Origin of the sequence: Xenorhabdus sp. PR6a, assembly GCF_028599065.1 — a bacterium.
Classification (GTDB): Bacteria; Pseudomonadota; Gammaproteobacteria; order Enterobacterales; family Enterobacteriaceae; genus Xenorhabdus; species Xenorhabdus doucetiae.
The window spans coordinates 44,561-58,588 of record NZ_JAQRFJ010000011.1 but is presented as its reverse complement, the minus strand read 5'-3'; the positions used below and the strand labels follow the sequence as shown (position 1 = coordinate 58,588).

Annotated in this window: 13 protein-coding genes and 2 tRNA genes; 11 read left to right on the top strand and 4 right to left on the bottom strand. The window is 41.8% G+C overall.

Annotated elements, in window-relative coordinates; all coding sequences use genetic code 11:
* Positions 1-586 precede the first annotated feature (586 nt).
* Entirely contained in the window at positions 587-826 is a 240-nt protein-coding gene (locus PSI15_RS04955; RefSeq protein WP_273582546.1) for a DUF1289 domain-containing protein, read from the bottom strand.
* A gap of 264 nt (positions 827-1,090) precedes the next feature.
* Here PSI15_RS04955 and gloA point away from each other — a divergent pair, with 264 nt between their 5' ends.
* Positions 1,091-1,498, top strand: a complete 408-nt coding sequence (gene gloA / locus PSI15_RS04950) for a lactoylglutathione lyase (protein WP_273582545.1) — start codon at positions 1,091-1,093, stop codon at positions 1,496-1,498.
* A gap of 101 nt (positions 1,499-1,599) precedes the next feature.
* Positions 1,600-2,259, top strand: a complete 660-nt coding sequence (rnt, locus tag PSI15_RS04945; protein WP_273582544.1) for a ribonuclease T — start codon at positions 1,600-1,602, stop codon at positions 2,257-2,259.
* Positions 2,260-2,352: 93 nt separating this feature from the next.
* Here the strand turns inward: rnt and PSI15_RS04940 are convergent, their stop codons facing one another.
* Entirely contained in the window at positions 2,353-2,742 is a 390-nt protein-coding gene (locus PSI15_RS04940) for a Grx4 family monothiol glutaredoxin (RefSeq protein WP_273582543.1), read from the bottom strand.
* 361 nt (positions 2,743-3,103) lie between these two features.
* Here PSI15_RS04940 and sodB point away from each other — a divergent pair, with 361 nt between their 5' ends.
* The gene (sodB, locus tag PSI15_RS04935; RefSeq protein WP_273582542.1) at positions 3,104-3,682 is read left to right on the top strand and encodes a superoxide dismutase [Fe]; all 579 of its coding nucleotides are present in this window, start codon (positions 3,104-3,106) and stop codon (positions 3,680-3,682) included.
* Between the two features lie 529 nt (positions 3,683-4,211).
* A complete protein-coding gene (gene purR / locus PSI15_RS04930) occupies positions 4,212-5,237 on the top strand; it encodes an HTH-type transcriptional repressor PurR (protein WP_273582541.1) in 1,026 nt (341 codons plus the stop codon).
* A 3-nt stretch (positions 5,238-5,240) separates the two neighbouring features.
* Here the strand turns inward: purR and punR are convergent, their stop codons facing one another.
* Positions 5,241-6,149 (bottom strand): DNA-binding transcriptional activator PunR, encoded by a 909-nt coding sequence (gene punR / locus PSI15_RS04925; RefSeq protein WP_273582540.1) that lies wholly within the window; start codon positions 6,147-6,149, stop codon positions 5,241-5,243.
* Positions 6,150-6,272: 123 nt separating this feature from the next.
* On the opposite strand from punR, the gene punC reads away from it, so the two are divergent.
* Entirely contained in the window at positions 6,273-7,454 is a 1,182-nt protein-coding gene (punC, locus tag PSI15_RS04920) for a purine nucleoside transporter PunC (protein ID WP_273582539.1), read from the top strand.
* 308 nt (positions 7,455-7,762) lie between these two features.
* The gene (cfa, locus tag PSI15_RS04915; protein ID WP_273582538.1) at positions 7,763-8,914 is read left to right on the top strand and encodes a cyclopropane fatty acyl phospholipid synthase; all 1,152 of its coding nucleotides are present in this window, start codon (positions 7,763-7,765) and stop codon (positions 8,912-8,914) included.
* Between the two features lie 145 nt (positions 8,915-9,059).
* Here the strand turns inward: cfa and PSI15_RS04910 are convergent, their stop codons facing one another.
* On the bottom strand, positions 9,060-9,704 hold the full coding sequence (locus PSI15_RS04910) for a riboflavin synthase subunit alpha (protein WP_273582537.1): 645 nt from the start codon (positions 9,702-9,704) through the stop codon (positions 9,060-9,062).
* 282 nt (positions 9,705-9,986) lie between these two features.
* Here PSI15_RS04910 and PSI15_RS04905 point away from each other — a divergent pair, with 282 nt between their 5' ends.
* The 5 genes from PSI15_RS04905 to PSI15_RS04885 all read left to right on the top strand — a co-directional run bounded on the left by PSI15_RS04905 (position 9,987) and on the right by PSI15_RS04885 (position 13,946).
* On the top strand, positions 9,987-11,360 hold the full coding sequence (locus tag PSI15_RS04905; RefSeq protein ID WP_273582536.1) for an MATE family efflux transporter: 1,374 nt from the start codon (positions 9,987-9,989) through the stop codon (positions 11,358-11,360).
* A gap of 158 nt (positions 11,361-11,518) precedes the next feature.
* A tRNA-Val gene (locus PSI15_RS04900) sits at positions 11,519-11,595 on the top strand.
* A 31-nt stretch (positions 11,596-11,626) separates the two neighbouring features.
* Positions 11,627-11,703 (top strand) — tRNA-Val (locus PSI15_RS04895).
* Positions 11,704-12,007: 304 nt separating this feature from the next.
* On the top strand, positions 12,008-13,417 hold the full coding sequence (gene pykF / locus PSI15_RS04890; protein ID WP_273582535.1) for a pyruvate kinase PykF: 1,410 nt from the start codon (positions 12,008-12,010) through the stop codon (positions 13,415-13,417).
* Positions 13,418-13,709: 292 nt separating this feature from the next.
* On the top strand, positions 13,710-13,946 hold the full coding sequence (locus PSI15_RS04885; RefSeq protein ID WP_273549999.1) for a major outer membrane lipoprotein: 237 nt from the start codon (positions 13,710-13,712) through the stop codon (positions 13,944-13,946).
* Positions 13,947-14,028: the final 82 nt, after the last annotated feature.

Genomic DNA, 14,028 nt, shown 5'->3' with positions numbered 1-14,028 from the left:
GCTTACATTAGCAGAGTCAGCAATTCGCTAATGACCTAATTAGTGTCGCGTTGGCTTGTTACTCAAAGTTGACATTTTCGTCGCCCTAAAGAGCGAAATTGCACGGCGCACCGAATAAAATCGCGCATTAATCCACCAACGATATAAACCACATAAAATAATCTTATTACTAAACTATTTATAAGTTTAAATATCAACAAAAAAAGCACAATCCCCCAAAATATATACATTTCCACTCGGTTAAAGTTCTATAAGAATAACCGCCATCCAAATACTAATCTATATATTTTTACATTAATATCATTTTTATCTTACAGATATTGATAATATTAAAATAAATAACATAAAAAACAATAAGATAACAAATCAGTTCATTTCTTGTTCAATAAATACTTCTTTGATAAGAAATTCTTACTGAAATACCGAATTCCATCAACAGAATAGATGCATTTTAGTGACTTATGTCAAATAAAAAAAATATAATATAGGTAACATATCATTTATTGTAGGTAATATTTCTTATTTTTACGATCATCCTGAACTATAATTCACATAGGTGATACTTTTTGATCAACTCAGGACAAAACTAAAACAAATTTGGTTGTTGCGAGATAATATCTGGCCACTTCTCCTTGTTTCTTAATTCCCTTAGATGTCTCTGGTGACATAAGCGCAATATTTTTCTTTTTTCATTATCCGATAGTGTCATCCACATAAAGCGCTCTTCCCTGCTACGATAACATCCCCGGCAAAAACCCCGGGAATTAGATTCACAAATTCCTTGACAAGGGCTTGGAATAGCAAAAAATTCTAATTGTTCGGCCATCGCATCCTCCTGTACTTGGATTTATCAATTATTTCCATAATGAAACTATTTGTTGATCAGTATAAACCTCAGTTATAACATTTCAAAACAAAATAGTAACAAATGGAAATCAAATAAATAAACAGGCGAATTTGAATTGTTTTCTCTATACACGTTATAGTTGAACTAAGCATATGCCGGTGTGTGAGCAAATTTTTGCAATAAAGCTGTATTTCATAATAAAGCTGTGTTTCGCAATAAAACTATAAATATCAAGAGGTAATCATGCGTTTACTCCATACGATGATCCGTGTTGGCAACATGCAGCGCTCGATTGATTTCTATACTCAGGTCATGGGCATGCGTTTACTTCGCACCAGTGAAAATCCAGAGTATAAGTATTCTCTCGCGTTTGTTGGTTATACCGATGAAAGCCAAGGTGCTGTTATTGAGCTGACTTATAATTGGGGCGTTGAAAACTACGAAATGGGAACCGCGTTTGGGCATATCGCCTTGGGTGTTGATGATGTTGCGGCAACCTGTGAACGCATCAAACTTGCCGGAGGGAAAGTGGTTCGCGAAGCAGGAGCGGTTAAAGGTGGAACAACCGTCATTGCATTCGTTGAAGACCCCGATGGCTATAAGATTGAACTGATAGAAAATTCAAGTGCCAGCAGTGCATTAGGCAACTAATTCTATCAATAACGGCCAAACTATCTAAAAATTATTTACACACTGACAAAAGGGCATATCTTATTTGCCCTTTATTATCGAAGCTAAAAACTGAAAATCAGATGTCTAATCAAAACGATCAAAATATGTTAAGTGGGCGTTTTCGTGGCTATTATCCTGTTGTCATTGATGTCGAAACCGCTGGTTTTAATGCGCGCACAGACGCTTTACTCGAAATTGCTGCAATTACTTTAAAAATGGATGAAGAAGGTTGGCTAACACCTGCCAATACGCTGCATTTTCATATTGAACCTTTTGCAGGGGCCAACCTTGATCCTGCCGCTCTCGCTTTCACGGGTATTGACCCAACGAATCCCTTACGAGGCGCTGTCAATGAATACACTGCCTTGCATGCAATTTTTAAGATGATCCGCAAGGGCATGAAAGAGACGAATTGTAACCGCGCGATTATGGTCGCCCATAATGCCAATTTTGATCACAGTTTTGTCATGGCTGCGGCTGAACGTGCGAGTTTGAAACGCAATCCATTCCATCCATTCGCAACTTTTGATACCGCTGCACTCAGTGGTTTGGTTCTTGGTCAGACAATCCTTGCCAAAGCTTGCATTACAGCGGAAATTCCGTTTGACAGTAATCAGGCACACAGCGCTCTGTATGATACCGATCGGACTGCCCTGCTTTTTTGTGAACTTGTCAATCGCTGGAAACGGTTAGGCGGTTGGCCCTTACTCCCTACTGACACCGCGCATGACGAGGCTTAAAAAAAGCAAAGTCCATATCGATTAATGCTGTAAATCGACACCCCATACCGATTAAAGTATGGGGTGTCGAAAAGTCTCCATCACTTGGATGAATTACTGACCTTCTTCCTGCTCACGATATTTGTCGGCAGTCTCTTTGATCAGTGTTTGTAGTTCACCGCGCTGATACATCTCAACCAGAATGTCACACCCTCCCACTAATTCACCATCAATCCAAAGCTGGGGAAAAGTCGGCCAATTTGCATATTTAGGCAGTTGAGCACGGATATCTGGATTTTGCAGAATATCCACATAAGCAAAACGCTCACCACAAGCGGATAAAACCTGAATTGCCTGGGCAGAGAAGCCACAACTGGGCAGTTTCGGTGAACCTTTCATATACAGCAGAATGGGGTTTTCTCTGATCTGACGTTCGATTTTCTCAACAACCGCATCAGCCGTTGTATCAGTAACTGTATTTGAGTTTGTATTAAAATTCGTCATTTTTGCTTCCTTAAAAACTGCAAGCGCTATTTATCAGCATAAGATAAAGATTGATGCAGAATACCACTTTCTGCACTCATTTTTCTACCGTGACTTTATACGGCAAATTTTTGCCATGACTTGTAACAATTCATTGAGATATCCCTACTCTAACTAAGAGTATCTAACCTGTGTTGCCGTTCAGTTCTGCGCCAGTTCGCCGCCTGATAGCATCTTTTTCCCTGTTATTTAGCAGAAAAGTTGTTAAGATAATTGTCAAAAAAGTAATACGATAATGAAATTAAATTTGCCCTACCCATGATGAGTATCTTAAGTCATGGTTTGTAGAGCCAAAAAACCCAATATTAAAAAGGAGCATGCAATGTCTTTTGAATTACCCGCATTACCTTATGCCAAAGATGCCCTGGAACCACATATTTCCGTAGAAACGCTAGAATACCACCATGGCAAACATCACAACGCTTATGTTGTAAACCTGAATAATCTGATTAAAGATACTGAGTTTGCTGGAAAATCGCTGGAAGCTATCATCAAAACATCTGAAGGCGGCATCTTCAATAACGCAGCACAAGTCTGGAACCATTCGTTCTACTGGCATAGCCTGTCACCAAATGGTGGTGGCGAACCCACTGGAAAAGTCGCAGACACTATCAACAATGCTTTCGGTTCTTTTGCTGAGTTCAAACAGCAGTTCACTGACGCAGCCCTGAAAAACTTTGGTTCTGGTTGGACTTGGTTAGTCAAGAAAACTGACGGCACATTGGCTATCGTTAACACATCCAATGCAGCAACGCCATTGACTGGTGAAGACAAACCCGTACTGACCGTGGATGTTTGGGAGCACGCATACTACATCGATTACCGTAATGCGCGTCCTCAATATTTAGAGCACTTCTGGGCGCTGGTCAACTGGCAATTTGTTGAAGAAAACTTGGCTTAATAAGATTAATTCTTATACCAGGTTAAAATAACAAGGGCAGGTTTTCCTTCATTCCTGGCATCCCCATTGCTGGAAAACCCGCCCTTAAAGCAAGTGATGTTACAAATTATTCTTTTCGATCTTAATCAGATCAAGCAGAGACTTGCCAGAAAAACAATCATGATTAATGCACTACCGGCAGCCAATAATCCCAATTTCAGATCTGTATCCATAGAACATCCTCAATGTGAAAATTAAGATATCTCAACACGATAAATTTTATAGTGTAAATTTTAGTCGGTTATGTGTCGTACCATCTAAAAAAACCATACCCGATATTTAATCCATACTCTTTATAGCATCGATTATTACTTTCACTTTTGAGCTAGATCAGACAAAATCCAAGGTTTATCGCTAACTTGTTGCCAACTATCACTCTATACATAAATATATTGGCAAACGATTAACAAATAGCTATACCCGATAGATTTCAAAATTGAAAGATAAAAGGTATACCAATTAGACCAAAAGGTCAGGAGTCCTTTTTATCATGGCAACGATTAAAGATGTGGCTAAACGCGCTGGTGTTTCGACCACAACCGTATCGCATGTTATCAATAAAACCCGTTTCGTCGCCGAAGATACAAAGGCCGCGGTTTGGGCTGCGATTAAGGAACTGAACTACTCGCCCAGTGCCGTTGCCCGCAGCTTGAAAGTTAACCACACCAAATCCATCGGATTACTGGCAACATCAAGTGAAGCCCCTTATTTTGCTGAGATCATAGAATCGGTTGAAAATAGCTGCTATGGCAAAGGTTATACACTGATTTTATGTAATTCTCATAATAACCTCGATAAACAGAAAGCGTACCTCGCCATGCTGGCGCAAAAACGCGTAGATGGCTTGCTGGTAATGTGTTCAGAATACCCTGAGCAACTATTGGGTATGTTGGAAGACTACCGTAATATTCCTATGGTGGTCATGGATTGGGGAGAATCCAAAGGGGATTTTACCGATGCAATCATTGATAATGCGTTTCATGGTGGTTATTTAGCGGGTCGTTATCTCATTGAGCGCGGTCATCGTGATATTGCTTCCATTCCCGGGCCATTGGCAAGAAATACCGGCGGAGGACGCCATCAAGGTTTCCTCAAGGCATTGAAAGAAGCCAACATCACCATTCGGGATGAGTGGATTGTACAAGGGGATTTTGAACCTGAGTCCGGTTATCAAGCCATGTACAAGATCCTGAATCAGAAGCATCGCCCGACAGCCGTTTTTTGCGGCGGGGACGTCATGGCGATGGGGGCTATCTGTGCAGCTGATGAGTCAGGATTGCGCGTTCCACAAGATATTTCAATTATCGGTTATGACAATATTCGCAATGCCCGCTATTTCACACCAGCATTAACAACCATCCACCAACCCAAAGAACGTTTAGGGCAAATGGCTTTTTCAATGTTACTGGACAGAATCATCAATAAGCGTGAGGATGCACAAACGATCGAAGTCCATCCACGCCTCGTTGAACGGCGCTCTGTTGCGGATGGACCTTTTATCGATTATCGCCGCTGACCGTTAATTTTCTTGCAGCCATTCAGCATTAAGCGTTTCGCTATTTCCCAGATAATCAAGTAACCAACTTAATGCGGGTGAATGGCTCTTTTGCGACCATGTCAGGCAGCATGGGCTGTCAGGCAAAGGTTGTTCAAGTTCGAGTGGAATCAGCTTGCCTTTACGGATCAACGGTAGTGCACGGTGCCTGGGCACCATACCGACACATAATCCATCCATCAGACAACTTAACCCAACATCCCAATCAGGAACAATCAACCTCCGTTGATTATTCAAAGCCCAGGTATCACGCTTAGGCAAGCTGCGTGACGTATCTTCGAGACATAAACTGGGATAAGGCCGCATTTGGTCATCGTTCAATTTTCCTGATATCACTGCCAGTTCGTGTTCAGGGCTGGCTACACATAACCATGGCATAAATCCCATATCCCTGAAACTATATCGCTCCCCAACGGGAGAGGCCCGTGTCGCGCCAATGGCAACGTCTACCCGTTCATCGACCAGAGCATCCCATACGCCATTGAAAACTTCCGGATAGATAACTAATTCAATATCTGGAAAATGACGATAAAAATCCAAAATTAACTGAAGCGTTCGTTCTGGTTTTACGACCTGATCAACAGCAATACTGAATTGCCCCCGCCAGCCATTAGCAACTTGTTGGCACTGGTGCCGAGTGTGATTCATTTTTTTGATAACAGAACGTGCTTCCTTGACAAAAATAGCCCCTGCTTCCGTTAAATCGACATCACGGTGACGACGTTCAAATAAAGGCACTGCCAGCCACTCTTCAAGCTGTTTTATCGTATAACTGACAGCAGAAGGAACACGATGAAGTTCTGACGCAGCCGCACTGAAACTTCCTGTTCTGGCAACGGCATCAACGACTTCCAGAGAATATTCAGACCACATATATCTTCCTTTCAATTTTTTTCACAGCATGGTGCAAATATTACCGTTTCACAAGTAAAAATCATGCTATATAAAATAAGCCCAATATTTCCTTATCAACCACCACACCAAGTTATTGACACAATGACAACAAATAAAAATGCCATTCCATTCATGTTTTATCTCGCAGGCCTAAGCATGCTAGGCTATTTGGCCATCGACATGTATCTGCCCGCTTTTGATGCAATGAAAGCAGAATTAGGGACATCAACAAATGCCATCAGTGCGAGCCTTAGTATTTTTCTTGCCGGATTCGCTTTTGCCCAACTTTTATGGGGGCAATTGTCTGACCGCTTAGGCAGAAAACCTGTTCTTATTATCGGACTCTCCCTGTTTTCCATTAGCTGTTTAGGGATGCTTTGGATCACTGATCCTGTTCAGTTACTGGTATTGAGGTTTATACAAGCCGTTGGGGTTTGTTCTGCGGCGGTGACCTGGCAGGCTTTAGTCGTTGATCGATATGATGCAGAACATACCAAACGTGTTTTTGCCATGATCATGCCTCTGGTCGCCCTTTCGCCTGCCCTTGCCCCTTTGTTGGGTGCATGGTTATTAACGCACAGTAGCTGGAGAATCATTTTCCTTGTCCTAATGATCGTGACAATATTGTTGCTCATCCCCACATTTTTTCTCACTAATAAACGAACGAATACTAAAACCAAGGCCGATGAAAAAGCGGTTTCTTTCTTTACGTTATTCACTTCCCCTGTTTTCAGCGGAAATGTCTTGATCTACGCCTCTTGCAGTGCAGGTTTTTTTGCTTGGTTAACAGGCTCACCGACGATTTTGAAAAATATGGGTTATGATCCTACCGATATCGGCCTCAGTTATATTCCCCAAACGCTGGCATTTATGATTGGCGGATATGGTTGCCGCCTCTTATTGGAAAAAGTGAAAAGCGAAACCGTATTCCCCTTCCTGTTAGTGGGCTATGCGGTTAGCATGATCGTCATTTATTTGATTTCACTATTGAGTGAACCTTCATTTATCGCCATCCTTATTCCTTTTTGTGTGATGGCGGCAATGAATGGCGCATCCTATCCTATTGCGGTCGCCAACGCGCTGGCTGTTTATCCTCAGAACAGCGGTAAAGCGGCTGCATTGCAAAATGCGCTGCAACTGGGTCTCTGTTTTGTCGCGAGTATGATAGTCTCCGTATTTATGGCATCTCCTCTCTTATCGACAACCACCGTCATGGTACTTACGGCTGTTCCAATGGCTGTTGGTTATCGGTTGCAAAAACAGGGTGTTAAAAAAATCAGCTAAACATACATTCAATAATTTCCCCAAAAAAATAATAATTAAGAACATTATTATCTAAAGGTTGCATCATTATGTGACCTTTGGATGATTGTTTAAATACCATTTCACTCATATACTCATACAGATTCATTATTCTAAGAATGCGGAACTTGAGGGTCTTTTGGCGCATTGAAGTTCTTTTCAATTTCAGGATGAATTAAGCAATATGTGCTTTCAATATTATTTTCTAATAAACCTTCAAGGTTTTACATAATAAAAAATAGCTATAAAGTGACACCTCAAAATTCCATCACACAAATGTTGGAGAGTATATGAGTTCATCTTTCGTTGAAGGTAAAAAAACAATAACGGATCCCTGGTATAGGATCACCCATGAATTGCTTCAGGAAATTGATATTGAAATCAATGGCAAGCGTCCTTTCGATATCCGCATTAAAAATCCTGATTTCTATAAGCGCGTATTGAAAGAAGGTTCCCTGGGTCTGGGTGAGAGTTATATGGATGGCTGGTGGGAATGTGATCGCCTTGATATTTTTTTCTATAAAGTATTACAGGCTGGTTTAGAACATCGTATTCCTAAAAATGTCAAAGATATCTTCAAGATAATTATCTCTCGTATATTTAATTTACAATCTCCCAGACGCGCCTGGATTGTTGGTGAGGAACATTATAATTTAGGCAACGACCTTTTTACCCGGATGCTTGATCCTCATATGCAATATTCTTGCGGTTATTGGAAAGATGCCAATATGCTGGAGGAAGCACAAACCCATAAGCTCCGCCTGATTTGCGAAAAATTACAACTTTCGCCAGGCATGACCTTATTGGATATCGGTTGTGGATGGGGAGGTCTGGCAGCTTATGCGGCGGAAAATTACGGAGTATCTGTCACAGGTGTAACGATTTCAGCCGAGCAACAAAAATATGCGCAGGAACGATGTCAGGATCTGGATGTAAAAATTATCCTTGAAGATTACCGAAACCTTAACCTCCAGTTTGATCGCGTTGTCTCCGTCGGTATGTTTGAGCACGTTGGCCCGAAAAATTATGACAATTATTTCAATATTGTGAAAAAGAACCTGAAACCTGATGGTCTATTCCTTCTCCATACCATCGGCTCTAATATTGATAAATCAGGTTCCGATGCCTGGATCAGTAAATACATTTTCCCCAATGGTTGCTTACCCTCGATAACCAAGATCGCTAAGGCAACCAATGGAAAGTTTGTTATGGAAGATTGGCACAATTTTGGGGCTGACTATGACAAAACCCTGATGGCATGGTATGAGCGATTTACTGCCAGTTGGCACGAAATAGAGCATAATTATAGTCCACGCTTTAAACGGATGTTCAGTTATTACCTGAATGCTTGTGCAGGCGCATTCCGGGCAAGAGATATTCAGTTATGGCAGGTAGTATTCAGTCCGCGAGGCATTGAAAAAGGATTAAGAGTACCTAGATAGTGCTCCCCATGATAGGATTCGCAAAGCTACAGAAATAATATTCCTGTAGCTTTCTTATTTTATTGGATTTTACCGAATAGCGTTACGATAAAACCTACAACACTTCTCTACAACACTTCTCTACAACATAATCTAGAAATATTCTTTATTGCCCGTCAGTCTGTAACAATAATTTTTCTTGTTCTTTCTGAGCCAGAATCCGTTCAACGGTATCTACAATCGCTTGAGTTTGTGGATCAATCTCAATATTTACGTTTTCTCCCAAACGCTTTTTGCCCAGCGTTGTTCGTTCCACTGTTTCTGGAATTAAATGAACACAGAAGCGATTATTGACGACATCGCCAATGGTCAGGCTAATCCCGTCAATACCAATAAACCCTTTGTGCAGGATATATTTCATCAATTGTTTGTCGTGAATTCGAAACCATATCTCATGGTTATTTTCAGACGTGAAGATCTTGGCCACTTCCGCTGTAGTAATAACATGACCGGACATCAAATGCCCACCAATTTCATCACCAAATTTAGCCGCCCTTTCCAGATTGACTAACTCACCTGGTCTAAGTTTGCCGAGATTGGTCAGACGCAATGTTTCTTTCATTAAGTCAAAACTAATTAAATCACCATCGATCTTAGTCACAGTCAGACAACAACCGTTGTGGGAAACAGAAGCGCCCGTTTCAATTCCGGGTAATAATTCAGCCGGAAATTTAACAACATGGGTCCGAAAATGCATTTTTTCATCAATGGCAACTATCGGTGCTTTTCCCTGAACGATACCTGTAAACATGGGAACCTCTTTAATTATTTCATCTAGCGGATTAGTTTAACCTACTCACCGCGTTTAAACACCATTCTGTTTAAATACCATTCTGTTTAAATACCATCTCGTTTAAACATCATAATTGTCTAATACATGATTTAGATAAAAATCGTACAACGATTGGATTAATAAAATGAGTCCTATACAATGATGGATGCTTATAAGCGATACATTTTCCATTTACATCGTTTGCTCGCAAAAATATTCCTTATTTTTCTCATTAATTTTCAATCAAAAAAGGTGTAGTACGTGCAGAAATATTTAAATGAAGCGCGTAGTTTGCTCGCTCTAGGTATCCCGGTTGTCATCGCACAGTTTTCACAAACTGCGATGGGGTTCGTCGATACTGTTATGGCTGGTAAAGCGGGTGCTATTGAAATGTCAGCCGTTGCTGTTGGCACATCAATCTGGCTGCCAACTATTCTGTTTGGTCAAGGTTTATTGCTCGCCTTAACTCCCATCGTGGCACATATGAATGGCTCTGGCCAAAGAAAAAACGTTGCAGGTCAAATCCAGCAAGGGTTCTGGCTTGCAATCTTCCTCTCTGTCCTGATCATTGCGGTATTGTATAACAGCCAATTTGTTATAGAAGCACAACATAACGTCGATCCTGTATTGGCCCAAAAAGCGACGGACTTTATTCATGCCATCATGTGGGGAGCACCGGGTTATCTGTTCTACCAAGTTTTGCGTGGTCAATGTGAAGGATTATCGAAAACCAAGCCAGCAATGGTTATCGGCATTGCTGGTCTACTGGTCAATATTCCCATCAACTACATTTTTATTTACGGTAAGTTTGGTGCACCCCAATTGGGTGGAGTAGGTTGTGGTGTCGCAACCGCAACGGTCTACTGGGTGATGTTCCTGTTGTTACTTGCCTATGTGAAACACTCGCCTTCCCAAAAAGATATCCAAACATTTAACAAATTCGTCGGCCCTGAATGGCACACACAAAAACGGATTACACTACTTGGCTTACCTATTGCCCTGGCGATGTTCTTTGAAGTTACTCTGTTTGCTGTCGTCTCGTTATTAGTTTCTCCACTCGGTGTCGTTGCCGTCGCCGGACACCAAATATCACTCAATTTCAGCTCGATGATGTTTATGTTCCCGCTATCATTGGGGATAGCGGCAACCATTCGCGTTGGTTACAATCTGGGCAAACAATCCACTGAAGGCGCAAAAATATCCGCCTACACGAGTATTATTGTTGGCTTAATTATTGCTTGTATAACAGCAGCCTTCACCGTGCTGCTCCGCGAGCATATTGCATTTATGTACAATGATAACCTTGAGGTTGTTACTCTTGCCTCCCACCTGATGCTGTTTGCCGCTATTTATCAACTTTCTGATGCGGTTCAGGTCATTGGGTCGGGGATATTACGCGGGTATAAAGACACGCGCTCTATTTTCGTTATCACTTTTATTTCTTATTGGATCTTAGGGCTGCCTAGTGGCTATATTCTGGCGTTGACTGATTATGTCACGACGCCGATGGGACCACAGGGTTTCTGGATTGGGTTTATTATCGGTTTAACCGCATCAGCATTCATGATGGGTTACCGTATTCTATGGACACAAAAACAACCCACCCATTATATTCTGAAACGTTCTACACATTAATTCAGTTCACTAAGTTACCAATACCAGGGGAAAAGCTGCAAATTCACGCTAAAAGATGTAATTGCGAGCAGTTGAACAGGAATTTGCATTTTCCCCTTGCCAGAAAGCCCAGTGCCCGTTAATATTCGTCCCCGTTGTCGGCTCCAGAAATTTAGTTTGCGTCCGTAGCTCAGTTGGTTAGAGCACCACCTTGACATGGTGGGGGTCGGTGGTTCGAGTCCACTCGGACGCACCAAATATCGGGTTGACAAAAAAGAATGCGATGTGCGTCCGTAGCTCAGTTGGTTAGAGCACCACCTTGACATGGTGGGGGTCGGTGGTTCGAGTCCACTCGGACGCACCATATTCAAACTATGAACTTATATCTCCCCCTGATTTACCCACTTTCTTAGCCTTGCACCATTCAAGTGACTTCTATAATCACAAATTCATTGTTGCCCAATCTACCTGCGTACTAAAAATTCAAAATAGCCTGTTTGCGCAACAACTCCCTGATTTATTTAATCATGAGCTATAAATATCTTTTCCCTGTTGTATGGAAATCTTTTCAAGCACCATTTTTTGATTCATTTCACAGAAATTAGTCTCTATAATACGCTTATGTCATGAGTTGAATGGTTTCAGCTAACTAAAGTAGATAGATTGTCATGAAAAAAACCAAAATTGTTTGTACCATCGGGCCAAAAACAGAATCCGAAGAGAAATTGACCGAACTGCTTAATGCAGGTATGAATGTAATGCGCCTGAACTTTTCTCACGGCGACTACGAAGAGCATGGTCATCGCATTAAAAACATTCGCGCTGTTGCAGCGAAAACTGGCAAAAAAGCAGCAATCTTACTGGATACTAAAGGCCCTGAAATCCGCACCATGAAATTGGAAGGTGGCAATGACGTCTCCCTTACTGCGGGTCAAACTTTCACCTTTACGACAGATAAATCCGTTATCGGCAATCAAGAGCGTGTTGCGGTGACTTATGCGGGCCTGCCAGAAGATCTGAACCCCGGCAATACCGTATTGGTTGATGATGGTTTGCTCGCGATGACCGTTAAGGAAACGACCGCGACCGAAGTAATCTGTGAGGTATTGAACAACGGTGACTTAGGCGAAAATAAGGGTGTTAACCTGCCAAATGTGTCCATTAACTTACCCGCATTGGCAGAAAAAGATAAACAAGATTTGATTTTCGGTTGTGAACAAGGTGTCGATTTCATCGCGGCATCTTTCATCCGTAAACGCTCCGATGTACTGGAAATCCGTGAACACCTGAAAGCCCATCAGGGTGAACATATCCAAATCATTTCCAAAATCGAAAATCAGGAAGGTCTGACTAACTTCGATGAAATTCTCGAAGCTTCTGACGGTATCATGGTTGCCCGTGGTGATCTGGGTGTTGAAATCCCAGTAGAAGAAGTTATCTTCGCGCAAAAAATGATGATTGAAAAATGTAATGCGGCTCGTAAAGTTGTTATCACTGCAACCCAAATGCTGGATTCAATGATCAAAAATCCACGCCCTACTCGTGCCGAAGCGGGCGACGTTGCCAACGCTATTTTAGATGGCACAGATGCGGTAATGCTGTCTGGTGAGAGTGCTAAAGGGAAATATCCTGTCGAAGCGGTTTCCATCATGGCAACCATTTGTGAACGTACAGATCGCGTTATGAGCAGCCGAATTGAAAATACCCATTCTCAGAAACTGCGTGTTACCGAAGCGGTCTCCCGTGGTGCTGTGGAAATCGCAGAAAAACTGGAATCACCACTGATTGTCGTGGCTACTTACGGTGGTAAGTCGGCAAGATCTATCCGCAAATATTTCCCTAACGCTTCAATCCTTGCATTGACAACGAATGAAATCACGGCGCGTCAATTGCTGCTAGTCAAGGGTGTTTCCACTCTGGTTGTCAAAGAAATCGCTTCTACCGATGATTTTTACCGTATTGGTAAAGAAGCCGCGTTGGCGAGTGGCATGGCGCACCTTGGGGATATCGTTGTTATGGTATCCGGTGCATTAGTCCCCAGTGGCACAACAAATACGTCCTCTGTTCACGTGCTCTGAGGCTTAAAAGCCATCAATACCGCGCTGTCTAACCTTGGATAATCTTCCCGGACAGCACTGGCAATCAAGGAAGCCCATATTTGTATTATGCAGATTGGGCTTTTTTGATTATTCTGGTTAAATCATCTATTCGGCTGCCATTTTATTGCCGATATCCAAAAATTATTGGCTTATTTTGAGATAAAGAAAGGTAAAAATTTTTTTCATAGCAAAAATTTATTCTCTTTCTAAAATAGTTTGTGTAATACTTAGATGGCTACTTGGAGATTAACTTAATCTAGAGGGTAATGTGATGAATCGTACTAAAGTTGTATTTGGTGCAGTAATTCTGGCTTCCACCCTGTTGGCGGGTTGTTCAAGCGCAACGAAAGTTGAACAGCTTGCCTCTCAGGTGCAAACTCTCGGTTCCAAAGTTGACCAATTGAGCAGTGACCTCGGTTCTATTCGTTCTGATGTACAATCAGCCAGAGATGAAGCTGCTCGTGCGAACCAGCGCCTTGATAACCAGGTTCGTTCATACAAGAAATAATCTTTGTAGTAGATAAAATGAGTTAATAACAAAATGGCGTACCACTGTACGCCATTTCTACTTCTGCTTCCCGCCCCATATT